22 protein-coding genes are annotated in these 26,351 nt (G+C 52.3%); 13 read left to right on the top strand and 9 right to left on the bottom strand.

The window, feature by feature from the left end:
- Positions 1–282: 282 nt before the first annotated feature.
- From lepA to EFA69_RS17810, 8 genes are all read left to right on the top strand, one after another.
- Entirely contained in the window at positions 283–2,070 is a 1,788-nt protein-coding gene (gene lepA / locus EFA69_RS17845; protein ID WP_123134420.1) for a translation elongation factor 4, read from the top strand.
- 432 nt (positions 2,071–2,502) lie between these two features.
- The gene (locus EFA69_RS17840; protein WP_183906853.1) at positions 2,503–2,949 is read left to right on the top strand and encodes a c-type cytochrome; all 447 of its coding nucleotides are present in this window, start codon (positions 2,503–2,505) and stop codon (positions 2,947–2,949) included.
- Between the two features lie 119 nt (positions 2,950–3,068).
- The gene (locus EFA69_RS17835) at positions 3,069–3,812 is read left to right on the top strand and encodes a DUF4184 family protein (RefSeq protein WP_123134418.1); all 744 of its coding nucleotides are present in this window, start codon (positions 3,069–3,071) and stop codon (positions 3,810–3,812) included.
- 431 nt (positions 3,813–4,243) lie between these two features.
- A complete protein-coding gene (locus EFA69_RS17830) occupies positions 4,244–4,888 on the top strand; it encodes a TetR/AcrR family transcriptional regulator (RefSeq protein ID WP_123134417.1) in 645 nt (214 codons plus the stop codon).
- Positions 4,872–6,245 (top strand): TolC family protein, encoded by a 1,374-nt coding sequence (locus EFA69_RS17825; protein ID WP_123134416.1) that lies wholly within the window; start codon positions 4,872–4,874, stop codon positions 6,243–6,245. Before EFA69_RS17830 ends, EFA69_RS17825 begins: the two co-directional genes overlap by 17 nt.
- Complete coding sequence (locus EFA69_RS17820; protein WP_221175767.1) at positions 6,245–7,306, top strand: HlyD family secretion protein; 1,062 nt, start codon at positions 6,245–6,247, stop codon at positions 7,304–7,306. The genes EFA69_RS17825 and EFA69_RS17820 overlap by 1 nt, the downstream gene beginning before the upstream one ends.
- Before the next feature lie 3 nt (positions 7,307–7,309).
- On the top strand, positions 7,310–8,857 hold the full coding sequence (locus tag EFA69_RS17815) for a DHA2 family efflux MFS transporter permease subunit (protein ID WP_123134414.1): 1,548 nt from the start codon (positions 7,310–7,312) through the stop codon (positions 8,855–8,857).
- Between the two features lie 187 nt (positions 8,858–9,044).
- The gene (locus EFA69_RS17810) at positions 9,045–9,926 is read left to right on the top strand and encodes a bifunctional 5,10-methylenetetrahydrofolate dehydrogenase/5,10-methenyltetrahydrofolate cyclohydrolase (protein ID WP_123134413.1); all 882 of its coding nucleotides are present in this window, start codon (positions 9,045–9,047) and stop codon (positions 9,924–9,926) included.
- A gap of 389 nt (positions 9,927–10,315) precedes the next feature.
- On the opposite strand, the gene thrC is transcribed toward EFA69_RS17810, so the two are convergent.
- From thrC to EFA69_RS20630, 4 genes are all read right to left on the bottom strand, one after another.
- Positions 10,316–11,635, bottom strand: coding sequence for a threonine synthase (thrC, locus tag EFA69_RS17805; RefSeq protein ID WP_123134412.1), 1,320 nt, complete (start codon positions 11,633–11,635; stop codon positions 10,316–10,318).
- Complete coding sequence (locus EFA69_RS17800; RefSeq protein WP_123134411.1) at positions 11,632–12,594, bottom strand: homoserine kinase; 963 nt, start codon at positions 12,592–12,594, stop codon at positions 11,632–11,634. Before EFA69_RS17800 ends, thrC begins: the two co-directional genes overlap by 4 nt.
- A 13-nt stretch (positions 12,595–12,607) precedes the next feature.
- The gene (locus EFA69_RS17795) at positions 12,608–14,014 is read right to left on the bottom strand and encodes an aspartate kinase (RefSeq protein WP_123134410.1); all 1,407 of its coding nucleotides are present in this window, start codon (positions 14,012–14,014) and stop codon (positions 12,608–12,610) included.
- 98 nt (positions 14,015–14,112) lie between these two features.
- Positions 14,113–14,235: a hypothetical protein gene (locus EFA69_RS20630; protein WP_262696997.1), complete on the bottom strand. Its 123-nt coding sequence runs from the start codon at positions 14,233–14,235 to the stop codon at positions 14,113–14,115.
- 270 nt (positions 14,236–14,505) lie between these two features.
- Between EFA69_RS20630 and EFA69_RS17790 the strand changes: the two genes are divergently transcribed.
- Both EFA69_RS17790 and EFA69_RS17785 read left to right on the top strand, forming a co-directional pair.
- Positions 14,506–15,159 (top strand): 7-carboxy-7-deazaguanine synthase QueE, encoded by a 654-nt coding sequence (locus EFA69_RS17790; protein ID WP_123134409.1) that lies wholly within the window; start codon positions 14,506–14,508, stop codon positions 15,157–15,159.
- A 3-nt stretch (positions 15,160–15,162) separates the two neighbouring features.
- On the top strand, positions 15,163–17,088 hold the full coding sequence (locus EFA69_RS17785) for an OmpA family protein (RefSeq protein ID WP_123134408.1): 1,926 nt from the start codon (positions 15,163–15,165) through the stop codon (positions 17,086–17,088).
- Between the two features lie 327 nt (positions 17,089–17,415).
- Here the strand turns inward: EFA69_RS17785 and ligA are convergent, their stop codons facing one another.
- Both ligA and EFA69_RS17775 read right to left on the bottom strand, forming a co-directional pair.
- Positions 17,416–19,467 (bottom strand): NAD-dependent DNA ligase LigA, encoded by a 2,052-nt coding sequence (gene ligA, locus EFA69_RS17780; protein ID WP_123134407.1) that lies wholly within the window; start codon positions 19,465–19,467, stop codon positions 17,416–17,418.
- Positions 19,468–19,599: 132 nt separating this feature from the next.
- Positions 19,600–20,850 (bottom strand): hypothetical protein, encoded by a 1,251-nt coding sequence (locus tag EFA69_RS17775; protein ID WP_148041407.1) that lies wholly within the window; start codon positions 20,848–20,850, stop codon positions 19,600–19,602.
- Between the two features lie 290 nt (positions 20,851–21,140).
- On the opposite strand from EFA69_RS17775, the gene EFA69_RS17770 reads away from it, so the two are divergent.
- Positions 21,141–22,289 carry a DEAD/DEAH box helicase gene (locus EFA69_RS17770; protein ID WP_123134405.1) on the top strand — a complete coding sequence of 383 codons (1,149 nt, stop codon included), beginning with the start codon at positions 21,141–21,143 and terminating at the stop codon, positions 22,287–22,289.
- Between the two features lie 9 nt (positions 22,290–22,298).
- Here the strand turns inward: EFA69_RS17770 and map are convergent, their stop codons facing one another.
- Both map and EFA69_RS17760 read right to left on the bottom strand, forming a co-directional pair.
- On the bottom strand, positions 22,299–23,063 hold the full coding sequence (gene map, locus EFA69_RS17765; protein WP_123134404.1) for a type I methionyl aminopeptidase: 765 nt from the start codon (positions 23,061–23,063) through the stop codon (positions 22,299–22,301).
- A 192-nt stretch (positions 23,064–23,255) separates the two neighbouring features.
- Positions 23,256–23,972 (bottom strand): 3-ketoacyl-ACP reductase, encoded by a 717-nt coding sequence (locus EFA69_RS17760; protein ID WP_123134403.1) that lies wholly within the window; start codon positions 23,970–23,972, stop codon positions 23,256–23,258.
- 262 nt (positions 23,973–24,234) lie between these two features.
- On the opposite strand from EFA69_RS17760, the gene EFA69_RS17755 reads away from it, so the two are divergent.
- Positions 24,235–25,023 (top strand): alpha/beta fold hydrolase, encoded by a 789-nt coding sequence (locus EFA69_RS17755; RefSeq protein WP_123134402.1) that lies wholly within the window; start codon positions 24,235–24,237, stop codon positions 25,021–25,023.
- A gap of 68 nt (positions 25,024–25,091) precedes the next feature.
- Positions 25,092–25,430 (top strand): hypothetical protein, encoded by a 339-nt coding sequence (locus tag EFA69_RS17750; protein ID WP_123134401.1) that lies wholly within the window; start codon positions 25,092–25,094, stop codon positions 25,428–25,430.
- A gap of 137 nt (positions 25,431–25,567) precedes the next feature.
- Here EFA69_RS17750 and EFA69_RS17745 read toward each other — a convergent pair whose 3' ends face one another.
- Positions 25,568–26,302 carry a TapB family protein gene (locus tag EFA69_RS17745; protein WP_148041406.1) on the bottom strand — a complete coding sequence of 245 codons (735 nt, stop codon included), beginning with the start codon at positions 26,300–26,302 and terminating at the stop codon, positions 25,568–25,570.
- Between the last annotated feature and the right edge of the window lie 49 nt (positions 26,303–26,351).

Below are 26,351 nucleotides of genomic sequence, written 5' to 3'. Positions count from 1 at the left end.
TTCTTCTGCCGGATTAGCGCAGCGGTCAAATATTACAAATTAGAACAAACTAAAGTATAACCTGTAAAACTCGGTTTACATCCCATTTCCAGGAGATAAAAGTAATCACACTAACAATATACTATATAGCCCGTTCATAATAAAACCATCTTCCGTTTCCGCCTCTTTTCCCAAAAACTGCCCGGAAACGCAAATCCCACCAGAAAAAGTCTCACCACCCACGCCCAACCCGTTCCACCGCCGCACTTTTCTTTGTATCTTTGGAGATTGTAACCGATTCCTATGAAGAACATTCGCAATTTTTGCATCATTGCGCATATTGACCACGGCAAGAGTACCCTGGCCGACCGTCTGCTGGAATTTACCCAGTCGGTGAGCGAGCGGGAAATGCAGAACCAGTTGTTAGATAACATGGACCTGGAGCGCGAGCGCGGCATCACCATTAAGAGCCACGCCATCCAGATGAACTACCAATACAAAGGGGAAGACTACATCCTCAACCTCATTGACACCCCGGGTCACGTAGATTTTAGCTACGAGGTATCCCGTTCCATTGCCGCCTGTGAGGGCGCGTTATTGATCGTGGATTCCAGCCAGGGAATTGAGGCGCAGACTATTTCTAACCTGTACCTGGCCATTGGCAATGACCTGGAGATTATCCCGGTGCTCAATAAAATTGATCTTCCGCACGCCATGCCCGAAGAGGTAAGCGACCAGATCATTGACCTTATCGGCTGCGACAAAGAAGACATCATCCATGCCTCCGGGAAAGCCGGCATCGGGATTGAAGACATTCTGAACGCCATCTGCGAGCGAATCCCGGCTCCTAAAGGAGATCCTGACGCACCGTTGCAGGCCTTAATCTTTGACTCCGTGTTCAACTCGTACCGTGGTATTGAAGTGTACTTCCGGATTATGAACGGCACCCTGCGCAAAGGTGACAAAGTGAAGTTCATTGCCACCGGCCGACAATACGAAGCCGATGAGATTGGGGTACTCAAACTGAACCAGGAGCCTAAGCAGGTAATGGGGGCCGGTAACGTGGGGTATCTGATCTCGGGAATAAAAAATGCGAAGGAAGTAAAAGTAGGGGATACCATTACCCACGCCGCTAACCCAGACACTATCCAGATTCAGGGGTTTGAGGAAGTGAAACCCATGGTGTTTGCCGGTATTTACCCTGTAGAAACCACCGAGTACGAGGAACTACGTTCTTCCATGGAGAAGCTGCAACTCAATGACGCATCGTTGGTGTGGGAACCAGAGACATCGGCGGCCCTTGGCTTCGGGTTCCGGTGCGGGTTCCTGGGCATGTTGCACATGGAAATTGTGCAGGAGCGTCTGGAGCGCGAGTTTGACATGACCGTAATTACCACGGTACCGTCTGTACAGTTCAAGGCCTTCACCACCAGAGACGAAGAGATTGCCGTTAGTGCCCCTTCAGAAATGCCGGAGCCGAACTACATAGATCATATTGAGGAACCATTCATCAAGGCTCAGATCATTTCTAAGGCCGAGTTTATTGGGCCCATCATCTCGCTTTGTATGGACAAGCGCGGTATCCTGAAGGCTCAGAACTTCCTGACCTCAGACCGGGTGGAACTGATTTTTGAGATGCCGTTGGCCGAAATCGTATTTGACTTCTTTGATAAACTCAAGACCATCAGCCGCGGTTACGCCTCCCTGGACTATGAATTGATCGGTTTCCGGGAGTCATACATGGTGAAGCTGGACATCATGCTCAATGGCGAGAAAGTAGATGCCCTGAGTGCCATTGTACACCGTGACAAAGCCTATGACTGGGGCAAGCGCCTCTGCGAAAAGTTGAGGGAGCTGTTGCCGCGCCAGATGTTCGAGATTGCCATTCAGGCCGCCATTGGGCAGAAGATCATCGCCCGCGAAACCGTGAAAGCACTCCGCAAGAACGTATTGGCCAAATGCTACGGCGGTGACATTTCCCGTAAGCGTAAGCTGTTAGAGAAACAGAAGAAAGGTAAAAAACGCATGCGCCAGGTAGGCAACGTGGAGATTCCACAAGAAGCCTTCTTAGCGGTATTAAAGTTAGATTGATTGAAAAACCCGATGTGCGAGCATCGGGTTTTTTCTTTTGTAGGGGCAATCCCTTGTGGTTGCCCAAATCCGGTTGTGAACCTATAATGGCAATCACAAGGGATTGCCCCTACATTTGTCACTATAGCGAATACCTGAACAAGTATGAATGTTTACGTTTAGGGGCTATTTTCCAGAAAAGAGGCCAAAAACGGGGAGATTACTTGTATTAGATTTTCCCCATATTGTAATCCTGAAAGGATCTTTTGAGCGAACTGCCAAGACTTTTTAAGTAAAGCTACTACCGTTCGCCCACAAGATCTTTCCAAGATGACAAAATGGGGAAGTAGGATTACTTTTAAACAGTTTTGGTTACATTTAACGCAGTTTCAACCTCTCCTGCCTATGTTCCAGAAAAAGCTATAAGTTGCTGCCTGGCTGCTGAATACCGCCGTGCTGCTGCTTACGGTGGTAGTGGGGGCATTGGTGTATCAACTGGTGACGGATAAAGATTTCTTGACAGGGAGAAATGAACCATGGTGTGCAACGGTGGAGGAGGAACCTTTTTGTAGTATTGGCTATGTAGAAGAAGTTCTTCATAACCAAACGGGCAGAACCCTTTTTCAAAATAATTGCGCCCAATGTCATGACTTTCACGCCGTGATTGTAGGTCCACCATTATACGGCGTGATGGAGCGTCACCCTAAAGAATGGGTGTATTCCTTCGTGCTGAATTCCTCTAAAATGGTGGAGGATAAGGATTCAGCGGCTATTACTGTCTTCAAAGAATATGCTAAACAGCAAATGCCAGCATTTGCCTTCTCCAGAGCTGATTTAGATTCTCTATTTGATTACATCAATGCCCAACCAAATATATTTCCTGTAGCGGCAATGGATTAATTTTACATAACTGATTGTAATATGATGCAGTAGAGTTTTAATATTTTATTTCTATCCAGTTCATAATTACTCCTTTGCTTGACGTATTGGCTCTCTGCAGCATCGATTTAGCTTAATGTATGCCCTTTACTTTCTCTCACGCCGCGGTCGTCTTGCCCTTTAAATCAGTTCCCGGCGACAAAGTATCCTTAACCGCGATGGCCTTGGGCAGCATGGCCCCAGACTTTGAGTTCTTTTTCAGGATGCGGGCCGAAACAGACATCAGCCACACCTTGAAAGGCATCTACCTCTTTGATATTCCGGTGGTGCTGGCACTGGCGTTTCTGTATCACTGCTGGGTGAGAAACGCCTTTATTGAGCATCTGCCGCCCTTCCTGCAAAAGAAGCTTGTGGTGTATAAAAGCTTTGATTGGCTGGTTTATTTCAAGAAAAACTGGCTGGTGGTTATTACCTCGGCTTTTCTGGGCGTAGTGACACATCTGCTCTGCGACGATTTCACCCACTACTACGGCTGGACCGCCAACAACTTCAACCTACTGGCCACCTCTTATCTCTTCTTCGGGATGAAGGTGCCGGGGTACCACCTCCTGCAATACCTGAGCAGCGTAGTGTTGGGGCTTTATCTTCTCATTGACTTGATCCATTTGCCCAGTGGTAAGGCTACCTTGCAATGGGCTGCTCTTTTCCGTTACTGGGGGCTGGTTTCATTCATTACTATAGCAGTTTTTGCCCTGCGGTTCCTGCTCCGGGAGCGCGAAATGATTCCAGATGATCTCATCATGACTGCCATTGCTGCCGGTTTAGCAGGCATTGTAACGGCCTCTACCGTAGCGAATGTAGCTAAGAAGAGAGCAAACTTTTAGTTATTAAGGTTGCCTTCCCTTTGGGGACCCTTTATTCATTCCTGCCTTGTTTTCTGTGAGAAGAGGGGTATAGTTTGATGCAGGCTCTCCGTGCGTTTAGCGCCTGTTTTAGGAAAAACGGCCTCTAAACGCACGGAGAGCTTTTTCTTACAACCAGTTCCAGGCATTCCAAAGGCTCGGCATTGACAGTGTAGTGTAGCACCTCTTTCCGTTTAGCGGCTCTTTTTCCAGAATTTGCGTCAAACCAGCACTAGCAAAAAGTATAAACAATTCTGCTGGCTTTTTAGCTGCCTTATCGCCTATTGATGAGGTTAATATTAAATTTTTCTTAGCTATCCCTCAATAATTTATCTGCTACTCCTGATACAAATCAGAAGATTAGTTTGTTATTTAATCAATCGATTGATTAGCTTTGCGGCAGCTTTAAATTTATGAGCCAGAAAGAGAAGACCGATAAGAAAGAGCACCTGTTGGAAGTGGCAGAACGGGTGTTTGGGGAGCTGGGCTACGAAGGGGCCTCTACCCGGGTGCTGGCGCAGGAAGCGGGGGTGAACATGGCCATGCTCAACTATTATTTCGGCTCCAAAGACGGGCTGCTGAAGGCGGTGGTGGAGCGGCGGGTGTCCAGCATGAAGAAAGGCTTTGAGGAAATTTGTCGGCAGGACATCTCGTGTCAGGAGAAGCTAACCCAGATTCTGCAGCTGTACGTGGGCCGGGTGGCCACCAGTAAATATTTGCATAAGATCATCTTCCGGGAAATCTCCGTGGTACGCTCCGGTTCAGACTTATCTGATTACATTCTGGAGGTGCTGCACGGCAACGCCCAGGTGGTGCAGCAGATTATTGAAGAGGGAATCAGGAACGGGGAGTTCAGGGCCGTTGACGCTGAGATGACCGTGACCAGCATATTCGGGACCGTCTTTTACCTCATCAATTCCCGCCGGTTGGCCTCTAAAATGCTGGGCATGGACCTCTTCAATGACCAGGTGCTGCAGGAGGAAACGAAGCCGCGCCTACTCGCTTACTTAAAAGATTATATACAAGTCTATTTACTTACTGATGAAACCGAGAAATAACGTTTCTCCCGTGCGTCCCGCCCAGGGACGAGGAGTCCTATCGGCTGTTTATACGTTTCTGATCTGCTTCCTGGCTGCTTTTACGCAACCGGTGCTGGCCCAGGAGGCAAAGCGCCTGAACTTACAGGAAGCAGTGCAACTGGGGCTACAGAACAGCAAGACGCTCAAGCTATCGCAGACAAAGATAGAACAGGCCGTCTCCCGCTTCAACCAGGTTCGGGATGAAGCCCTACCGAAAGGCAGCGTGAGCTATACGTATAACCACGCCGAGATTCCTTCCAACATTTTACAAATGTCTAAGGAGGCAGACCCTATCTATTTACCTAAGCGTGCCAATGCGTTTTTGGGCACCCTGTCTTTACAGGAAGTCATTTTTGCCGGTAGCAAGCTCAAATACGCCCGCGAGTCTACCGATCTGATGACGCAGGTGGCCCGTTTAGATGCCGAGAAAGACAAAGATGAGATAGCTTACCACATTACCACCGCCTATTTCAACCTGTACAAACTACAGCAGAGCAAAAAGGTGGTAGCCCAGAATCTGGAGGCCATCAACCGTCAGATAAAGCAGTCGCAGCGTTTCTTTGAGCAGGGCATTGTGACCAAGAATGATGTGTTGCGCTTTCAGTTGCAGCGCAGCAACGTGGAGCTGACCGGCGCAGATCTGGAGACCAACCGTAAGATCATGGTCTATAACCTCAATGTGCTGCTGGGTTTGCCCGACGCCACTGACCTAGTGGTGGAGGAGCTGGCTACCCCAGACGGACGTACTACCTCACTAACTGCTTACATAGACAGCGCCCTCACCAACCGCACCGAGCTGCAGGCGCTCACCTTAAACGCCAAAGCCGCAGACTACAACATCAAGTCCATCCAGGCAGATGCCTTACCGGCTTTAGTAGCCGCCGCAGATGCCTACCATATCAATCCCAGTGGCAGCTTTATCCCGCCTAAGAACGGCGCGTTGGCGGTGGGCACCATTGGTCTAACCGCCGCCTGGAACTTTGACCGCCTCTGGGTGAACAAGAACAAGTTGAGTGAGGCCAGAATTCAGCGGGCACAGGTAGACCTCACCCGTGACCTCACCACTGATCAGTTGAAGACGGAGGTAAACCAGAATTACCAGAAATACCTGCTGGCCCTGAACAGAATAGACCTGTTGCAGACATCCATTGCCCAGGCGGAGGAAAACGACCGGAGCGAAGCATCGCGCTACACCAATAAAGTAGCCACGGCCACCGAACGCATAGACGCGCAGACCCAACTCTTCCAGTCGCTGATCAACCTGGAATTGGCCAAAGCCGACGCCGGATTAGCCTATTACTCTTTACTTAAATCAACCGGAAACATCATCCAATAATGACTACTTCAACACCTGAAATGGAAACGCCAAAGAAAAAATCGAATAAAGTAATTCCCATCATCCTGGGAGTTATCTTACTGGTGGGTGGCTTCTTCGGAATCAAAGAATACCTCTACCTGAGCAAGCACGAGGACACTGATGACGCCCAGATAGACGCCGACATCAGTCCGGTGGTGGCCCGGGTAGGCGGTTACGTAGACAGCATCCTGTTTGAGGAAAACACCCACGTGAACCAGGGGCAGATGCTGGTGAAGTTAGATGAGCGTGACTATGCCATCAAAGTAGAACAGGCCCTGGCCGCCCAACGCGGAGCCAGCGCCAGCACCAACGTAGGACAGGCACAGATCACGGCCACTGCCGCCAATGCCGCCACGGCAAAAGCCAATATTGAAACCGCCCGCGTGCGCCTCTGGAAAGCCCAGCAAGATTACAAGCGCTTCGCTAACCTTATACAGGACGGTTCCATTACGCAGCAGCAGTTTGACCAGGCCAAAGCCGACCGTGATGCTGCCCAGGCTACTTTTAACGCGGCACAGGAGCAATACAAAGCCGCATTGGAGCAAGTAGGCACTACCCGTACCCAGTTAACCGTGACCAATACCGGGGTTGACCAACGCCAAGCCGATGTTGACTTTGCCAAACTGCAACTTTCCTATACCACCATCACGGCGCCAGCCAGCGGAATGGTTTCTAAAAAGAACGTGCAGAAAGGCCAGTTGGTGCAGGCGGGGCAAAGTCTGTTCTCCATTGTGAACGATAACAGCCTCTTCGTGACCGCTAACTTCAAAGAAACCCAGCTGGAGAACATCCGGGAGGGCCAGAAAGTGGACATAGTGGTAGATGCTTTCCCAGAGGAGAAAGTAGAAGGAACCATTTACAATTTCTCGCCGGCCACCGGGGCTAAGTTTTCGCTGCTGCCGCCAGACAATGCCACTGGTAACTTCGTGAAAGTGGTGCAACGGGTACCCGTGAAAATCAAGATCAACGCGAACAAAGAAGTACTGTCAAAGCTGAGACCAGGCATGAGCGTGAAAGTCTCTGTGTTGACCAAAGCATAGGCAATGGCGGAAAAAGGGTTAAAAAAATGGGTGATCACCATCACGGTGATCACGGCTTCCCTGCTGGAGCTCATTGACACCACCATTGTGAACGTGGCCATGCCCCAGATTCAGGGGAACCTGGGCGCTACCCTGGAAGACATTGCTTGGGTAGTGACGGGCTACGCCGTGGCCAACGTGATCATCCTGCCCATGTCGGGGTGGTTAGGCGGGCGTTTCGGGCGGAAGAACTACTTCATGGCGTCCATCATCATCTTTACCATTGTCTCCTTCCTCTGCGGAAACGCGACAACCTTAGATGAACTGGTGGTGTTTAGGATCATGCAAGGGCTGGCGGGTGGCGGATTGCTGTCTACTGCGCAGTCCATATTGCTGGAGACCTGGCCTAAAGAGCAGGTAGGTACAGCTACCGCTTTGTTCGGGCTGGGTGCCGTGGTTGGACCCACCTTGGGACCTACCATTGGCGGCTACATCACAGACAATTACTCCTGGCCCTGGATTTTCTACGTGAACATTCCGGTGGGCATCATGGCTGCGCTGGCTACATACTTCTTCATCAACAAAACCCCCAAGGAGGAAAGCGGCAAACCCATTGACTGGTGGGGTATTGCCTTGCTGGCTATCTCAGTGGGTTGTTTGCAGACGGTGTTGGAGAAAGGCGAGAGCGAAGACTGGTTTTCGGCTACCTATATAGTGGTTTTGAGTGCCATTGCCTTTGTGGGGGCGCTGCTATTTGTGTGGCGCGAGACCAGCATTGACTACCCCGTGGTGAATTTCAAGATCATGCGCCACCGCAGCTTCTCCATTGGCATGTTCACCTCCTTTGTGCTGGGCTTCGGGTTATACAGCTCTATGTTCGTGTTCCCGGTGTTCACGCAGGGCTTGCTGGGCTTCACGGCGCAGCAGTCGGGGGAGCTGTTGTTGCCGGGCGGTCTGTTCACCATTGCCATGATGCCTTTTGTGGGCAAGATGCTGCAGAAGGGCATTCCGGCCCAGTTCATGGCCACCGGCGGAATGTTCCTGTTCTTCGTGTTCGCGCAGATGATGAACCAATCCACACTGGCCTCGGGCACCAGTGACTTCTTCTGGCCGCTGGTGATCAGGGGAATCGGTATGTCCTTGCTGTTCGTGCCGTTGACCACGCTGGCCATTCAGGACCTGAAAGGGGCCGAGATAGGGCAGGGCACCGGTCTCAACAACATGATGCGCCAGTTGGGCGGTTCCTTCGGGATTGCCGCGCTCACCACGCTCATCCACGTGCGCCAGGGCGTGCACCGCAACAACCTGCTGGTGAACATCAATGAGTACAACCCCGCGTTCACCCAGCGTTTCAACGGCCTTATGCAGACGTTCATGAGCAAAGGTTATTCGTTCATGGATGCGCAGAAGGCGGCCTACAAAGCCATTGAGGGCATGGTCATGAAGCAGACCGCGCTGCTTTCATACACAGATGCGTTCTGGGTGTCTGGTATGATCATGCTCTGCTCTATTCCACTGCTCTACCTGCAAAAATTCAAGAAAGGCGTGAAAATGCCGGTAGACGCTCACTAAGGTTTTCTAGCATTGAACTTGAGAAACCCGTTTAGGGGCCGTTTTTCCAAAAACAGCCCCTAAACGGGTTTTGCTTTTTAGCGCCGCATAATATTCATGTTCTTAAATATCTGCGAAAAAGCGAGGCACTTTGCCCCAAGGCGTTTAATTTTGGCTTTCGTTTCAACTCTTCCTTTTTCCTGTATCCATGACTCTCTTAGACGGAAAGAAAACCTCAGAAGCCATTCAAAGTGAAATAGCCGCCGAAGTGGCGGAAATCAAAAAGCAGGGCGGCAAAGCCCCGCATCTGGCGGCCATTCTGGTAGGCCAAGACGGCGGCTCCATGACTTATGTGAACAACAAAGTGCTGGCCTGCGAGCGCGTTGGTTTTGAATCTACTTTGCTGCACTATGAGGACACCATCTCGGAAGAGGAACTGCTCAACAAGATAAAGGAAATCAACGCCGATGACAGCATTGACGGCCTCATTGTGCAGTTGCCGCTCCCCAAGCATATCAGCGGAGACAAGGTGCTGGAGGTGATGGACTACCGCAAAGACGTAGATGGTTTCCATCCGGTGAACGTGGGCCGCATGGTGGCTGGTCTGCCGGCCTATTTGCCCGCCACGCCCTACGGCATCATGCAATTGCTGGAGCGCTACAATATTGAAACGAAGGGCAAGCACTGCGTAGTGGTAGGGAGAAGCAACATTGTGGGTACGCCCATCAGCATTCTCATGAGCAAGTGCACCATCCCCGGCGAAAGCACCGTGACCATCTGCCACCGCAACACCGTAGACCTGGCCCATCATACCCGGCAAGCCGATATTCTGATCGTGGCCGTAGGCAAACCCGGCCTTATCACCGCCGACATGGTGAAGGAAGGCGCTGTGGTAATTGACGTGGGAACCACCCGCGTAGCAGACACCACCCGCGAAAGAGGCTGGCGCCTGCGCGGCGATGTGGCCTTTGAAGAGGTTGCTCCCAAATGCAGCTACATAACCCCAGTGCCGGGCGGCGTAGGTCCTTTAACCATCTCCATGCTGCTGAAGAACACGCTTAGAGCCGCCAAGAAAGAAGTTTATTCCTAAGCATCTATAGAAACAGGAAAGCCCGTTGCCTCCATAAGCAGCGGGCTTTCCTGTTTTAAGCCTGTTTTTCAAAAAAGAGCCGCTAAACGGGAACCACTATTTATGAAGCTTCTAGCTCCGGTTCGTCTACTTACTTAACCCACCTCAGTTCTCCCAAGAGGAGCAAAATACTCCTCTTGGGAGAACTGATTGGCTTTGGATGCAATTTTCACAACAGCTACTTCTTGTAATATGATTTGCATGAATTCCCCTCTGGGAGGGGTAGGTTCTGTAATAAGTCACTTCTTGAGCTTGTGATAGAAGAGTCAGTTGTAGTCTGTTAGGCTTACAATCCGGCTATTCCCGTTTAGGGGCTGTTTTCGAAAAACAGCCCCTAAACGGGAAGCGGCTTATAGCGTTCCTTCTTTGTGTTCCTGCATGAGTAGCAGCTTGAGGCCGGCAAAGTCATTAGGCAGCTCGGTGACTTGTTTCTGTTTGCCCAGGAACGCCTTCAGTTGCTCAGGCAGCGGCACTTCCTGCCCCAATACCTCTTCCATGCTGTCTTTGAATTTGGCTGGGTGGGCTGTCTCCAGGAAAATACCGGGCGTGTGCAGCTCGGGGAGCAGTTGGCGCAGGCTAAGGTATCCAATAGCCCCGTGCGGGTCTAGGGGATAGCCGGTGGTTTGGTGCACCAGTTTGATAGTGCCTTTGATTTCCTCGTCATCGGCCCAGAAACCTTTTACCACTTCCTTCAGGCTTTCAAGGTTAGCCCCAAACATTTCCTGAATGCGCGGGAAATTGTTGGGGTTGCCCACGTCCATGGCATTGGCAATGGTGGCCACCGATGGGGCAGGGCTGTACTGCCCAGTTTCCAGATACGCAGGCACAATCCGGTTGCGGTTGGTGGCGGCAACGAAATAGGTGACGGGCAAGCCCATCTGCCGGGCCAGCAGCCCCGCCGCCAGATTCCCGAAGTTGCCGCTGGGCACTGAAACAGTGATCTCAGTCGCGTTAGAATTCAGCTTTTTCCATTGGCCCCAGGCGTGGAAGTAATAGACCATCTGCGGAAGCCAACGCGCTACATTGATAGAGTTAGCCGAAGAGAGATTTCTGGCTTTGTTCAGTTCCGGATCAGTGAACGCCTCTTTCACCAGACGCTGGCAATCGTCAAAGGTGCCGTTAATGGCTACCGCGCTGATGTTCTGCCCCAGCGTGGCGAATTGCATTTCCTGTATCGGGCTCACCCCGTTCTCCGGGTACAGTACCACCACATCAATGTTCTCAAGGCCCAGAAAGCCATTGGCCACGGCGCTGCCGGTATCACCGGAAGTGGCCACCAGCACGGTTACTCGTTTGTCCTTGCCAGTAAACGCCTGCAGGCAGCGCGACATGAAACGGGCACCCACATCTTTGAACGCGCAGGTGGGGCCATGAAACAGTTCCAGCGCGTACATGTCTTTCTCCACTTCTACCAGCGGAATCTGGAACGTGAACACCTCCTCACAGATCTGCCGCAGCGCCTCCGGGCTCAGGTCAGGCGATACGTAAGGCTGGAGCACTTCCACCGCCGTCTGAGGCAGGGAGAGGGAGGGGAGCCGGTCAAAAAAATCTGCGGGTAGGGTGGGAATTTCCTTCGGGAAGAAAAGTCCCTGGTCATGGGGAAGGCCTTTGATGACGGCTTCCCTAAAACTCATTTCCGGGGAGGAGCCGTTGGTGCTGTAGTACTTCATAGTTGGGCGGGTTTATAGGATGAGTGGCCAACCAGCCGAACGCCCTGTTCGGGGACCTGGGCCACATATGATTTGGTCTCAATGCCGCTGCCGCTGTAAATGGCTTCCATGGCCTCTTGTACGGCCAAGGCCTGGGCGCGGGTGGCGGAAAGCGCGAAAATGGAGGGACCGGAGCCTGAAATTCCCGCCCCCAGCGCCCCAGCCGCGAGGGCCGCCGATTTTACCTGTTTGAACAGCGGAATGAGGATGGAACGCTCCGGCTCAAAAATGGCATCATGCAGGCTGCGGCCCAGGAGCGCATAGTCTTTTTTGAGTAAACCAGCCATGAGGCCCGCCAGATTACCCCACTGCCTGATCCCTTGCTTCAGGGGGATTTCCTGTTTCAGGATTTGGCGGGAGAGTGAGGTTTTCAGCTCAATCTGGGGGTATAAGACGGTGCAATACAGCTCCAGCGGTACGCCTAGTTCCACTACATCCAGCGGCTCATAATCACGCACCAGCACGAATCCGCCCAGCAGCGAAGGGGCCACATTGTCGGCGTGGGCAGAGCCCGAGGCTTTCCGTTCGCCCTCCATGGCAAAAACCACCAGTTCTTTGGTACTGAACGGACTGCCCAGTAATTCATTCACGGCATAGGCGGCGGCTGCGGAACTGGCGGCGCTGCTACCCAGGCCGCTGCCCACGGGCATGCCTTTGTGCAGTTGCATCTCCAGCCCATGCGGCACCTCCAGGGCCTCCAGCATCTTCTGGGCCACTACGCCAATCACATTCTCGGCGGGGTTGGCAGAAAGGCCTTCAATGCCATGGATGGCCGAGATGGTAATGCCTTGTGCTTCTGTTTTTCTTACCCAGACTTCATCGCCGGGTTGGTCTAAGGCAAAGCCCAGTACATCAAAGCCACAGCAGACGTTGGCCACAGTGGCGGGGGCGTAGGCTTTGACAAAGTCAGTTGAATTCATATAGTATTTGTTGTTAGGCCAGAGCGGCTTCTGAAGATTCCGGTACGGAGAGGAAAAATTTCTGGTGGAGCAGGTTGACCGCTCTCTCGGCGTCTGCCGAGTTCAGGACCACAGAAATGATGCGTTCCGTGGCGCCCTGCGCAATGGCGCGGATGTTTATGCCGTGCTCGCCCAGCAGGGAGAAAGCCTTGCCGGCAACGCCGGGTTTCTGGATCATGCCGTTTCCTACCAGGGCCACAATACTCATGGGCGTTTCCAGGCTCACCTGGTTCAGGAGTTCCAGTGCCAGATCAGCGGCGAATTCCGCGGAGATGGCCTGCACGGCTTTTTCTCCCTCGGCCTCGGCCAAGCCAATGGTAATACTCTGCTCAGAGGAAGACTGCGTGATGAAATAAATATTGATGTTCTCAGAAGCCACCGCCTTGAACAGACGCATAGCCACGCCGGGCACGCCAATCATGCCGCTGCCGCTCACCGTGAGCACCGCCATGTGATCAATGCAGGAAATTCCTTTCACGGCCAAAGGGCTGGGAGTGGGAGTAGCCGAGATGAGGGTTCCCCGGTGGTCTGGGTTGAAGGTGTTCTTGAGCACCAGCGGAATACCAGCGGTGACCAATGGGGCAATGGTGGGTGGGTACAGCACCTTCGCCCCGAAGTAAGCCAGCTCCATGGCTTCCTCATAGCTTAGTTCCTCAATGGAATAGGCGGCGCTGGCCTTACGTGGATCAGTGGTGTACATGCCGTCTACGTCTGACCAAATCTCCAGAACATCAGCGTGTAAGGCGGCGGCATATAAAGAGGCGGTGTAATCAGAACCGCCTCGTCCCAGCACCGTTGTTTTGCCTTCCGCTGAGCGGGAAACAAAGCCCGGGGCCACAATCAAGGGTACTTGGGGCAAGCGTTCCTGCATGCGGGCGTAAGTAGCTTTAAGGTTTACCTTGGCATTGAGGTAGCTGGCGTCGGTCTCAATGAAGTCGCGGCTGTCTACCAGAGTATTAGGCAGGCCGTGGTGCTGGAGCGCTACAGAGATGATCGCTGAAGACATCCGTTCCCCGTAGGCCATGACCCGGGCCTTAGTGCTGTCGCTGAGTTCATCTAAGAGATAGATGCCACGGCATACATCTTCCAGCTCCCGGAAGATAATTTTGATGCGCCCTTTGATCTCAATTTGCTGGCTCATGGGCACCAGTTCTTCAATGGCGGCCATGTGCTTGGCTTCCAGTTGCGCAAGCGCCTCCAGATAGGTAGCATCATGCGTGGCCGCCTTCTGGTAAAGGCTAATGAGCAGATCAGTCACTTTAGACATGGCAGAAACCACTACCAGCATTCTGGGGTTTTCCTTTTTCTGCAGGATGGAGATTAACTGACGGATGGCTTGGGCGTTGGCTACAGAAGTGCCCCCAAATTTTAAAACCAACATAATTCAGGCTGTAAGAATGATAAACTGTACGATGAGAATGGGCCGCAGGCCGCGAAGGCCACCTTGGAGTTGGCCTTTGGAAAGGACGATATGTGCAGCTATACCCCCGGAGGGGTAATCGTGAAAATACCGGTAATGGTGGTGCAGGCAAAAACAATCAGGGCCGTTTCCTGTAAGGAATAGGAAGGAGAGGTAGGCGCTATGTTGTGAATTTTGCTCATTAGTGGTGGCAATATCTGAAAATATCTGAAAGATCAATGGTAAAAGGTGAAAAATTTTTATTCAACCGTGCCCTGCTGCCTAAAAAGGCAGATCTGCGCTTTCTGCCCGGGAATAGTTACCTTTGCAGTTGATTATACATTGCCTAAAGCGGAAAGGCAGGGCCTGGGCGCAACTTATACCTGCTTCTGCTTGTTGGCGTAGAACATACATCCTGTTTAGGCGGCATTTTCAGAAAAAGAGCCCCTAAACGGTAAATCAGACATTAGATTTTGGAAACAACCTTAGATATTAAAATCGCCTCCATCCACACGGTACCCACAGACGGCACCAAGCTGCCTTTGATGGAGCACTTTTACACCATTCAGGGCGAGGGCTACCACACCGGCAAAGCCGCCTACTTCATCCGTTTAGGGGGCTGCGACATTGGATGCCACTGGTGCGACGTGAAAGAATCTTGGGATGCCAACCTGCACCCGCTCACCGATACCGACTGGATTGTGCAGCAGGCCGAGCAGTATCCGGGCAAGGCGGTGGTGGTGACCGGCGGCGAGCCTTTGCTTTACAACCTGGACTACCTTACCTCAGAACTGCAGAAACGGGGCATTCAGACGTTTATTGAGACCTCCGGCGCCTATCCTCTGAGCGGCCACTGGGACTGGATCTGCCTTTCGCCCAAGAAATTCAAGGGTCCGCACGCCAGCGTCCTGCCCCATGCCGGGGAGTTGAAAGTGATTGTGTTCAACAAAAGCGATTTTGCGTGGGCCGAGGAACATGCCGCTCAGGTAGGGCCTAACACCCGCCTGTACCTGCAACCCGAGTGGAGCAAGGCCCCCCAGATGATGCCGCTCATTGTGGATTATGTGAAAGAAAACCCTAAGTGGCGGATTTCGTTGCAAACCCATAAATTCCTGAACATACCATAATCTATGTTGAAGAAAGCCCGCCTTTGCTTTTTCCTGTTCTTCTTTTTTGGGGTATTCAGCTCGGCATTGGCGCAAAAGCCCGCCACGGGCTCATCTAACGGCAAAGCACAGAAAGCCTACGAGGAAGGCGTGCGCTACACCCAAGGGCGTAACTTTGACAAAGCTTTGGCGGCTTTCTCAGAGGCCGTGCAGCGTGACACTGCTTTCGGCGAAGCCTACGTGCGGGCGGCCAGTCTTTACCGGGTGCTTCAGAAGCAGGAAGAAGCTTATCAGCATTACCGCCGGGGGCTGCCCAAACAGCCCGTGGAGGCCGGTTTGTCTACTGACTTTCTCAGTTACGCAGATCTCTCTTTTGAGCGGGGGCAGTATCAGGAGGCTGCTACTTATTACACCCATTATCTGAAATTCAACAAGAAGGGTTCTCGTTTATTCCAGCACGCCACCCGGCAACTAAACAATGTGCAGTTCGCCCAGAAGGCTTTGCAGGAGCCGGTTCCGTTCAAGCCGCAAGCGCTGGGGGAAACGGTGAACCAGTTCGGGTTGCAGTACTCGCCGGTGCTCACCGCAGACCAACAAGCACTTCTGTTCACCGCCCGCCAGGGCAACGGCCCCTTAGACCATGAGGATCTGTATCTGGCTTACCGAAAAAACGGGCAGTGGCAGGCTCCGGTGGGGGTTTCCAAGAACATCAATACCGAATTGAACGAAGGGGCGGCCTCTTTGTCCGGCGACGGCCGGGTGCTGGTGTTCACCTCCTGCAACCGCCAGGATTCCTACGGTTCCTGTGATCTGTACATCAGCTACCGCGAAGGAAACGAGTGGAGTGCGCCCAAAAACATGGGTCGTAATGTGAATACCGCCGCCTGGGATTCCCAGCCCAGCCTGTCGGCCGATGGGCGGACCATTTACTTTGCCTCTAACCGCAAAGGCGGGCAGGGGGGCGAAGACCTATGGGTAACCCGGCAGCAGGAAGACGGGAACTGGAGCATTCCGGTGAACCTTGGACCGAAGGTGAACACTCCGGGCCGCGAGAATTCGCCGTTTCTGCACGCCAGCGGCAACACCCTCTACTACGCCACCGACGGCCTGCCCGGCATGGGCGGATTGGACTTGTTCAAAATAGACCGGGAGAAAGACGGCTGGGGTACTCCCGTGAACATGGGCCATCCCCTCAATACGCACCGCGACGAGAGCTCCATCTTCATCTCCGCAGACAATACCACCGGCTATTACTCCGGGCAAACCACTGCAGGGAGCAAGGTAGAGGTGGCGCTCTTGCAGTTTGAGGTGCCCGAGGTCTGGAAAGGGAAGACAATTTCTTCTTTCGCGCAGGGGCGCGTGTTTGACGCCGTTACCAAGAAACCGCTGAAAGCCACGGTGCAGGTATATGACCTGGACTCCGCGAGTGTGATCACGCAGCAGGTGAGCTCAGATGGCAGCACCGGTGAATACACCATTGTGATAAACCAGAAACAGCGCTACGCTTTGTATGTAACTGCGCCAGGTCACGTGTTGGAAAGCCGACACCTTTCCGCTACCTCTACCACGGCGCCGCTGGCACTGGATTTTTACCTGCAACCCCTGAACAAAGGGGCCAAGGCGGTGCTCAGCAACCTGTTCTTTGATACCGGAAAAGCAGTGCTGCGACCAGAGTCAAAGACCGAGTTAGACAAGCTGTTTCAGTTCCTGAAAGCCAACCCCAAGATAAGGGTAGAAATCTCCGGCCACACCGACAACGTGGGGCAGGCGGCCGCTAACCAGAAACTCTCCGAAGCCAGGGCGAAAGCAGTGGTGGCCTACTTGGTGGGCAAAGGAGCGCCTGCCACGTTGTTTGAAGCCAAGGGCTACGGTCATACCCAACCGGCGGCTTCCAACACCTCAGAAGAGAATCGCCAGCTGAACCGCCGCATTGAGCTCAGAATTCTATAACACAAAGCAAAACCAGTAGAGATTTTTAAACAATCTGCACCCATTTCAGTTTAATAGAGAAAGGTTTAGTTGTTTTAATTTAGTGTCAGCAAGGCCACGGAAGAAAATTCCGTGGCCTTACCGTTTAGGGACTGTTTTTCCAAAAATAGCCCCTAAACGGCAAGTAACCTCCAGCACGCCTACTCAAGAAATTGTTCCTCTAGGTAAGAAAGTCCTCAGCCCAAAGCCGATGCTTCTGTATTTAAAATGAAAAATGCGTTTAGGGGCTATTTTTGGAAAAACAGCCCCTAAACGCATCAGGAAAATAAGAATCGCGAAAAGTATTAGTTAAGCCAGCATCTGGTTAAATTCAGCTTCGCTAAGGATTTTCACGCCTAAGGTGGTGGCTTTCTCCAGCTTACTAGGTCCCATTTTGTCGCCGGCCACCAGGAAAGACAGTTTTTTGGAGATGGAGCTGACCACTTTGCCGCCGTTGGCCGTGATGGTGTCCTGTAGTTCCTCGCGGGAATAACCCGTGAAAACACCAGAAACTACAAACGTAAGACCAGCCAACTTATCGCTCTGCGGCTCAATAACGGCCAATTCACCTAAATCCAGTTGCAGGCCGTGGTGACGCAGGCGTTCTACCAGATGGAGGTTGGCTACGTCCTGGAAATACTCACGCACCGAGGCGGCAATCCGCCCCCCAATTTCCGGTACCGAGATCAGTTCTTCTTCCGTGGCAGCTTTTAAAGCGTCAATGTTCCGGAAATGCTGGGCCAGTTTCTGCGCCACGGTGTTTCCCACAAACCGGATGCCTAGGGCGAACAACACACGGTCAAACGGAGCTTCTTTTGACTTCTCCAGCGCTTTCAGGATGTTCTCCACGGTAGTCTTCTGGAACGTGACCACGCGGCTTTTGCCGGTTTCCTCGTTCACAAACGTCTTCTTCAGCCCGAAGAGGGTATCATAGGTAAGGTCGTAGAGGTGGTCTGGGCTGGAGACCAGGCCTTGCTCCACCAACAGCTCAATCTTGCCTTCGCCCAAACTCATGATGTTCATGGCTTTACGGCTGATGAAGTGCTCCAGTTTGCCCTTCACCTGCGGCGGACAGCCTTTCTCGTTGGGGCAGTAATGGTTGGCTTCGCCTTCGGTACGGATGAGCGGGGTTTTACAGGCGGGGCACTCAGTGGGGTAGGAAATGGGGGCGGCATTCTCTGGCCGAAGCTCGGTTTTCACGGCCGTCACTTTAGGGATGATTTCGCCGCCTTTCTCTACCACTACCTGGTCATGGAGCATAAGGCCCAGGCGTTCCATCTCATTGGCGTTGTGCAGGGAGGCGCGCTTTACGGTGGTGCCGGCCAGTAAAACCGGTTTCATAATGGCTACGGGGGTTACCGCTCCGGTACGGCCCACGTTGTATTCAATCTCCAGCAGCTCAGTCACGGCCTCCATGGCTTTGTACTTGTAGGCCATGGCCCAGCGCGGACTTTTGGCGGTATACCCTAGTTCGTCCTGCTGCGCATAGGAATTCACCTTCACTACAATGCCGTCGGTGGCGATGGGCAGTTCAAAACGTTTGGTTTCCCACTCATGGATGAAATCCATCACTTCCTCAATGGTGCGGCACACGCGCCAGGTGGGAGACACGTTCAGGCCCCAGCGCTGCAATGCCTCCAGGCTCTGGGAATGGCTCTCAAAGAGGGTAGGGGTGCTGAGCAGACTGTAGGCGAACATGCTCAGGCGGCGGCGGGCCACTTCTTTGGAGTCTTGCAGCTTCAACGTGCCGGAGGTGGCGTTTCTTGGGTTAGCCATCAAGGCTTCGCCGATTTCCTCACGTTCTTTGTTCAGCTCCTCAAACACACTAAAAGGCATGAACACCTCCCCGCGTATTTCCACCTCAGCCGGGAGATCATCGCCGTGCAGGTGCAGCGGAATGGTCCGGATGGTGCGCACGTTAGGCGTGATATCATCGCCGCGGGTACCGTCGCCGCGGGTTACCCCAGCCGTGAGGGCACCGTTGGTATAGGTGAGGCTCATGGCTACGCCGTCAAATTTGAGTTCGCAGACATACTCCACCTCGTCGCCGGTTACTTTGCGCACGCGTTTGTCAAACTCACGCACTTCTTCCTCAGAGTAAGTATTGCCCAGCGAGAGCATGGGGTACTTGTGGTATACCGTGGGGAAAGACTTGGTGATGGTGCCGCCCACCCGCTGGGTAGGGGAATTATCTGAGCGGTACTGCGGGTACTGTGTTTCCAGGTCCTGCAGCTCTTTCAGCAGCTGGTCAAACTCATAGTCAGACACTTCTGAAACACTGTTCTGGTAATATTGGTAGTTGAGGTAATTCAGGCGTTTGGTCAGCTCCAAAATGCGGGCTTCTGGGTTCTGCTCAGGCATGGGTGGAAGTGGTTTTATCTATGAGCAAAGGTACGAAAAGCGAGTGGAGTTATGTTTTGAATTGTTTTTTTGGCTGGGCTAGCTTAACATTTCAACTCTTATAGAAAGGAATCGCTCCTAAACCTTTTCGGTCTAACGGTTATAGGGATATTCGTTTACCCAACGGAAGCCTCTGCTCACCAGCGTGAACTGCTGTAAATCTATCTTCCGGAGAAGGATCTGGACAGTGTCTTGGTGCAGTTGGCCCTGTAAGCTCAGATGGTCTTTGTCAGGCAGCCGGTAATGTAATTCAGCTTTTTGGGTGGAATCTTTTGCCGCCGACCATGAGATGGTTTGGGAGGCGGTGTCCATCTGCACCATGTGATGCCGGATACTATCATTCATCAATTGAGTGCTGATAAATCTCTCATGGTTGACCGTCAAGAGTTTCCAGCGGGTGGTGTCTGTGGTGAGCGGGGCCAGGGTGTCACCGTTGCGGATATAGGTTTCCACGGCGTAGGCTCCGTATAGGGCCGGTTTAGCGGCTTTGTCGCCGTAGCGTTTCTGCATGAAAAGACCGGTGGCCGTGACGGTGTATCCCAGCCAGGCGAGGACCAGTACTTTCAGGGCGAGGCGGGTGTAACGCATCCAGGGCTTTGTGAAGGCAGGAGGGAGCGTGGCGGCGGGTACCGCTTTGTTCTGGAAGAAGAAAGAGAACAGCCGTTTCAAATCTGGGGCTGCCACAAACAAGGCCATGAGTAGTAAATGCGACGAGTACAGCTTTACCGGCACATCAAAAAAGAAATTCAAGGCCACAATATTAGCTAACGCGCTTATGGCCAGAAGTGCCCCGAAGGTGGCGGTACGCCGGAAGAAGAGAAATACGCCAGCCAAGGCCTCGGCAATGCCGGTAAAATAGTTATAGCCGGTGGAGTAACCCATGAATTTCCATACCAACCCCATGGGAGAGGATTCGCCCAAGGGCTGTAACAGAGAGTACGGGCCGGGGAAAGGAAACTGGGTTTTAAAGATCTTCGCGAAGCCGTATCTGATCATGGCCGCCGCCAACGCATAGCGCACCAGAACCATGAGCCAATACAGCAACTTATCATAATTTTTGCGCTTGTGGTCAACAACAGTCCAAAGAAGGGTGCCTATAATGGCCAGCAGAAATATTCCAAAAACCTGAACATAGTTGTAGGTGGTGTCACCGCTGCCGTTTGGTTTAACGGTGATGGGTTTGCCTAATTGCAGGATATGTTCTCCCAGAAAATCAACCAGTGGGTTCCAGAGAAAAGAGGTGTAGGTGCTGGTAATGTAAATAAACAGATACAATGCGAAGAAGCGGAAGAGAGTTTTCTTCCAAAGACTCCAAGGGGAAAGAGCAGGAACGTAGGTTTGCATAAAGGGTGGGTGGCGTTAGGGAAACGGGTAGCTAAATATAGAAAAATGTACCACTATCTCAACCAGAACCACTTAGCTTCCAATAAAAACATGAAATGGGCAAGATCGGCGCTTAGTTTAAAGATTCTTTCACTTTAAAATTATTTCTAAGCGTCTTTCAGGCTTCTGCATTTCTATCATATGACTGTAGATAAAGTTCTTGGTAAAGATTAACTACTGGAAGCGTGCTAGAAAAAAAAGAATCCGCGTTGTCTGTCACGTATCTTTGTGGCTGAATTCAAACAGTTTCTATGTCATTCCAGAACCTCGGGTTATCCTCTGCCTTAGTCAAAGCCGCTGCCGCGCAGCAATACATCCAGCCCACGCCTGTGCAGCAGGAAGCCATTCCGGCTATTCTCAAGGGCAAGGATTTGTTGGGGATTGCTAAAACCGGATCTGGGAAGACGGCGGCCTATGCCTTGCCCATGCTGGACCGGCTGCAGACAAGCAGGACATTCCGGAACCGCTTCGTGAAAGGGTTGGTGTTGGTGCCCACCCGGGAATTAGCCTTGCAGGTAGGGGAGGTGTTCCTTTCATTCAGCGCGCACATGACCGTGAAAGTGAAAACCTTATCTGTATTTGGCGGAGTGTCCATCAACCCGCAGATGATGCGTTTGCAGGGCACCGATATTCTGGTGGCTACCCCCGGCCGTCTGCTCGATCTGGTGGCCTCTGGCGCGGTACACCTGGATGATGTGGAAATGCTGGTGCTGGACGAGGCCGACAAAATGCTGAACCAGGGCTTTGAGCAGGAAATGCGCGAAATCCTTCAATTACTGCCTAAAAAGCGCCAGAACCTGCTGTTTTCTGCCACCCTGGACAACAAAGTGAATGCAATTCAGGAAACATTGCTGCAAAGCCCGGTGGTGGTAGAGGTGAAGGAAGAGGAAAAACCTCTGGAAGAACTGCAGATCAAGGAAACTGCTTATCTAGTGGAAACCGAGCGCAAAGGACCCTTCCTGCGCTACCTCATCAAGCAGCACCAGATGCAGCAGGTACTGGTGTTTGTGTCCTCCACTAAACGCGCCGACCACCTGGTGACTAAACTGGAAAACAATGGCGTAAAGGCGGTGGCGTTCCATAGCCAGAAAAGCCAGGGAGCCAGAACAGAGGCTTTGGCTTTGTTCAAGAAAGGGAAGGTTAGGGTCTTGGTGGCTACTGATCTGGCCGCCCGGGGCATCGACATCCAATTTCTGCCGCAGGTGATCAACTATGACTTGCCCCGCTCTTCTAAAGATTACATTCACCGCATTGGGCGTACGGGTAGGGCGGAGGCCAGCGGAGAGGCCATCACGTTGGTTACCCCCGAAGACGCGCACCACTTCAAGATTATTCAGAAGCAGACCAAACACACCATCCCGGCGCAGGAAACCAAGGAAATAGACTTAAAAGGCTTCTAGGGATACTGCTCAGGACCAGATTTGGTTGGCTTCCGTCAGGATGATGGGGGCACCGTCGGTGACCAGGATAGTATGTTCATGCTGGGCCACAAAACTGCCGTCTTTGGTCACATACGTCCAGCCATCGCCGCTTTCCTGGGCCAGGGCCGCTTTGGTAGAGATAAACGTTTCTATGGCCACCACCGAGTTTTTCTTAAAACGCGACGTGTTGAAGCGGTCATAGTAGTTGGGGATTTCACTGGGTTCTTCGTGCAGGCTGCGCCCCACGCCGTGACCCACCAGGTTCCGGATGACCTTGTAACCGGCTTTCTTGGCTTCAGTTTCAATGAGCCTGCCCACCTCTGAGATTTTCACGCCGCCTTTGATTTGCTGAATGGCTTTCTGAAGAATTCTTTTAGAGGCTTCCACCAATGGACCGAGCTGCTGCACGTCCTGCCCCAGAATGAAAGAACCGCCGTTGTCGGCGTAATAGCCGTTCAGTTCCGCAGAGACATCTACGTTCACCAAATCGCCTTCCTTGAGAATCACTTTGGCAGAGGGAATGCCGTGGGCGATCTCGTGATTCACGCTGATGCAGGCGTACCCCGGAAAGCCGTAGGTAAGCTTAGGGGCCGGATTAGCACCGTACTGTTTCAGGACTTCATACCCATATTCGTCCAGCTCCAGGGTAGACATGCCGGGCTGGGCGTAGTCCCGCATCTTCTTCAAGGTAACTCCTACGGCTTCGCTCACCGCCTTAATTCCTGCTAAGTCTTCGTGATTGGTGATGGACATGGTCTGCGGGTGATGGTTTTGGCTATTTATACTATATGGGCCTTTACTTTTTACGGTACGGCTCATTGAGAGCAAATGTCAAACAATTTCCTGGATTCGCCATGGCTAAATTGCTTTCACTTAAAATGCGTTTAGGGGCTGTATTTCCAAAAACAGCCCCTAAACGCATTTTCATTTCATAGGAAAAAGTTTCTATGGGTTGGTAGACCAGATGCCCGCTTCTTTGATGAAGACCCGGCGGTTTAGCTTGAGCTGGCAAACCAGGAGCTCAGCAAAGTCTTCGGGCTGCATCACTTTCTCGGGGTTCCCGTCGGTCAGTTTCAGTTCAACGGCCAGGTCGGTGGCTACGGTGCTGGGGGTAAGCGAGGTAACCCTGATGTTGTGCTTGCGCACTTCCTGCATGAGGGACTCGGTCATGCCAATCAGCCCGAATTTGGAGGCGCTGTAGGCACTGGTGACCGCCGCCCCGCGTTGCCCGGCCGTGGAGGAGATATTGACAATGTCGCCGGTCTTTTTGGAGATCATGGCGGGTAGCACGGCCCTGGTCACGTAGTAAGGCCCTAAGAGGTTCACCTTAATGATATGCTCCCACTGGTTGGGCTCCATGTCCAGGAACTTCCCGAAGGCGGCGGTGCCCGCGTTGTTGATGAGGATGTCAATGAAGCCCAGTTCCTGCTGCACCTGTTCCACAGCCTCGTTTACGCTGTTGATATTGGTGACATCGGCGGTGACGATGGAGATGTCTACGCCCAGGTCTTCTATTTCAGAGGCTACTTTTTCCAGATCGGCCTGGGTGCGGGCCAGCAGCGCCACGTTCACCCCTTCTTTGGCCAATGCAATAGCTACGGCCCTACCAATGCCTTTTCCGGCCCCGGTTACCAGCGCCGTTTTTCCTTTCAATGATTCCATAGTGTACTTAATTTCGATTCAAAATTAGCAGAAGCGCCTCTGCCTGCCAGAGCGGGAGCGGTTTCCTGGGGGAAACGGTGCTCCCGCTCTGTTGTTTAACGGGCAAAGGTGGTACTGGTTTAGGGGAAGGCGCTGTGATGTTGCCTTGCGTTTAGCGCCTGTTTTTCCAAAAATTGGCTTAAAACAGGAATGTTTTGGCACACAATTGTATATTTGATTAAAACGGTAGTTTCTACCTGTGCAACATCTTACTCCCCCAACCATGGAAGCACTCAAAAGGAATAATGTGACCGTGAAAGGCAATGGTTCTAAAACCCTGCTTTTTGCCCATGGCTACGGCTGTGACCAGAACATGTGGCGCTTTATTACCCCGGCCTTTGAAGACGAGTACAAGATTGTGCTCTTTGACCACGTGGGCTTTGGGGCGGCAGACACCTCCAGTTACAGCCTTGAGCGGTATGCCACGCTCCAATCCTATGCGGTAGACATTCTGGAGATATGCGAAGAACTTAACCTGAAGGACGTGGTGCTGGTTGGGCATTCCGTAAGTGCCATGATAGGAGTGATGGCCGCTATTCTGGAGCCGGACACGTTCAGCAAGCTCATCCTTATTGGACCTTCGCCGCGTTACATCAATGACGAGGACTACACCGGCGGCTTTACCCAGGAAGGCATTGAAGGATTGCTGGCGTCACTGGACAGTGATTACCTCAACTGGTCAACCACCATGGCCCCCGTGATCATGGGCAACCCAGACCAACCGCAACTGGGGCAGGAACTGGCACAGAGCTTCTGCCGAAGCAATGAGATGGTTGCCAAGGATTTCGCCCGCATCACCTTCCTCTCCGACAACCGGGATGATCTGCGCAACCTCAAAACCCCCACTCTCATCATGCAGTGCTCTGAAGACGTGATAGCTCCGCTCTCAGTGGGGGAGTACATGCATCAGAACATTCCCAACAGCAAATTGGTGGTTTTAAAGGCTACAGGGCACTGCCCCAACCTCAGCGCCCCCCAGGAGACCATTGCCGTGATGAAGGAATTTCTGTAGGTGCGCCCGCAGAACCGTGTTTAACCGTTTGTCTGGCCAACAGTGTCGGCCAGGCACAAACCCACCTGATGGAGAAAAAGGAAATAAGGAAAGCCAATGGCGATGTCTGTTTTGAAGCATACCGTTTGCCCGGGAATTCCTACATCTGTGTGCATTGGATGGGCGTACAGTCTCTGGAAACAATGGTCATGGGCGGGAGCCATCTTCTGTCTATGCTCCGCGAGTTACCCTGCCGGGCAATCCTGAACAGCAATCAGGAATTAGTCGGTCCCTGGGACGACGGGGCTTTTTATCTGGCCTATAAATGGGCACCGGCCGCCGCGTCTTTGGGACTCCATTATTTCGCGCATGTATTGTCGCCGGGCATTTTTGGCCGAAGATCTTTTGAGAAATTCAAGCAGCACTAGAAATCTGCCTTGCTTTTAAGGGCCTTTGAAAATGATGAACTGGCGCAAGATTGGCTGCTCATGCACCAACTGTAGCGCCATGGGCAAAGCCGTTTAGGGGCTCTTTTTCTAAAATCAGGCTTAAAACAGCGGGTAATTTATCTCTGCAATGCCTGGGCCGCGTTTCTTTTGGAAATTAATTCCATGCCTTTGGCTTTCTTACCGCGTTTGGTAGAGAACTGGCATTTAATGAGACCGTGTTCCAGCGAGAAATACTCCTCTACTTTGAAAGTATCACGCAGGGGCATGCCCATGGCATCTAGCTCCACCACGTAGTCATAGCTGATCTTGTAGCAGTCAAACGTGCCCGCCGGAGTGGTCAGTTTTTCCTGGGCCACTACCTTGCGGTTGGTGGCCTCCATGGTAATGTTGGTGATGTTGACATTGGAAGAACGCACCCGCACCCCCAGTTTCCCGTCTGGTAATGACTGGCCCACCTGCATCTGCTGTGGATAGGCGATGTGCACCGGGTAAAAATCAAAGTCTTTCCCTTCAAAGGCCTTTAGGGCTTGCTCCCGCAGCAGCATCATGGCGTCTAAATACACGGTGTCACCGGAACATCTGATGCTGTATTCATCGGCGGTTTCGGCACGGTTGCCATTGATGCGGGTACTTTTGAACGTTGTCACGTAAACGCCGTCTTTGTCATGACTCTGGTGCATCACTTTGTTGTTGAGGGTGCCTTTGTTTCGGCCTTTGTCGGTGACCTGGTACACGAACTCGGTATTTTTGGCTAGCCCCAAAGGCTGGGTGCAGGTTTGGGCGAAAACAGATTCCTGCCAGCCTGACAACCACCCAACCAAGCTTAGCGCACATGCGAAGAGATATTTCATAAACAAAGAGTGCCCGCCCGGGCAATAAAATTGCTCTATATACGTAAGC

Origin of the sequence: Rufibacter immobilis (genome assembly GCF_003721565.1) — a bacterium.
In the GTDB taxonomy this organism is placed as follows: domain Bacteria; phylum Bacteroidota; class Bacteroidia; order Cytophagales; family Hymenobacteraceae; genus Nibribacter; species Nibribacter immobilis.
Note: the sequence above shows the minus strand (reverse complement) of the source record. Positions and strands in the feature narration are given on the sequence as shown.

Coding starts and splice junctions, on each gene's coding strand:
- lepA (WP_123134420.1), top strand. CDS start 283: ATGAAGAACATTCGCAATTTTTGCATCATTGCGCATATTGACCACGGC.
- EFA69_RS17835 (WP_123134418.1), top strand. CDS start 3,069: ATGCCCTTTACTTTCTCTCACGCCGCGGTCGTCTTGCCCTTTAAATCA.
- EFA69_RS17830 (WP_123134417.1), top strand. CDS start 4,244: ATGAGCCAGAAAGAGAAGACCGATAAGAAAGAGCACCTGTTGGAAGTG.
- EFA69_RS17825 (WP_123134416.1), top strand. CDS start 4,872: ATGAAACCGAGAAATAACGTTTCTCCCGTGCGTCCCGCCCAGGGACGA.
- EFA69_RS17820 (WP_221175767.1), top strand. CDS start 6,245: ATGACTACTTCAACACCTGAAATGGAAACGCCAAAGAAAAAATCGAAT.
- EFA69_RS17815 (WP_123134414.1), top strand. CDS start 7,310: ATGGCGGAAAAAGGGTTAAAAAAATGGGTGATCACCATCACGGTGATC.
- EFA69_RS17810 (WP_123134413.1), top strand. CDS start 9,045: ATGACTCTCTTAGACGGAAAGAAAACCTCAGAAGCCATTCAAAGTGAA.
- thrC (WP_123134412.1), bottom strand. CDS start 11,635: ATGAAGTACTACAGCACCAACGGCTCCTCCCCGGAAATGAGTTTTAGG.
- EFA69_RS17800 (WP_123134411.1), bottom strand. CDS start 12,594: ATGAATTCAACTGACTTTGTCAAAGCCTACGCCCCCGCCACTGTGGCC.
- EFA69_RS17795 (WP_123134410.1), bottom strand. CDS start 14,014: ATGTTGGTTTTAAAATTTGGGGGCACTTCTGTAGCCAACGCCCAAGCC.
- EFA69_RS20630 (WP_262696997.1), bottom strand. CDS start 14,235: ATGAGCAAAATTCACAACATAGCGCCTACCTCTCCTTCCTATTCCTTA.
- EFA69_RS17785 (WP_123134408.1), top strand. CDS start 15,163: ATGTTGAAGAAAGCCCGCCTTTGCTTTTTCCTGTTCTTCTTTTTTGGG.
- ligA (WP_123134407.1), bottom strand. CDS start 19,467: ATGCCTGAGCAGAACCCAGAAGCCCGCATTTTGGAGCTGACCAAACGC.
- EFA69_RS17775 (WP_148041407.1), bottom strand. CDS start 20,850: ATGCAAACCTACGTTCCTGCTCTTTCCCCTTGGAGTCTTTGGAAGAAA.
- EFA69_RS17770 (WP_123134405.1), top strand. CDS start 21,141: ATGTCATTCCAGAACCTCGGGTTATCCTCTGCCTTAGTCAAAGCCGCT.
- map (WP_123134404.1), bottom strand. CDS start 23,063: ATGTCCATCACCAATCACGAAGACTTAGCAGGAATTAAGGCGGTGAGC.
- EFA69_RS17760 (WP_123134403.1), bottom strand. CDS start 23,972: ATGGAATCATTGAAAGGAAAAACGGCGCTGGTAACCGGGGCCGGAAAA.
- EFA69_RS17755 (WP_123134402.1), top strand. CDS start 24,235: ATGGAAGCACTCAAAAGGAATAATGTGACCGTGAAAGGCAATGGTTCT.
- EFA69_RS17750 (WP_123134401.1), top strand. CDS start 25,092: ATGGAGAAAAAGGAAATAAGGAAAGCCAATGGCGATGTCTGTTTTGAA.
- EFA69_RS17745 (WP_148041406.1), bottom strand. CDS start 26,302: ATGAAATATCTCTTCGCATGTGCGCTAAGCTTGGTTGGGTGGTTGTCA.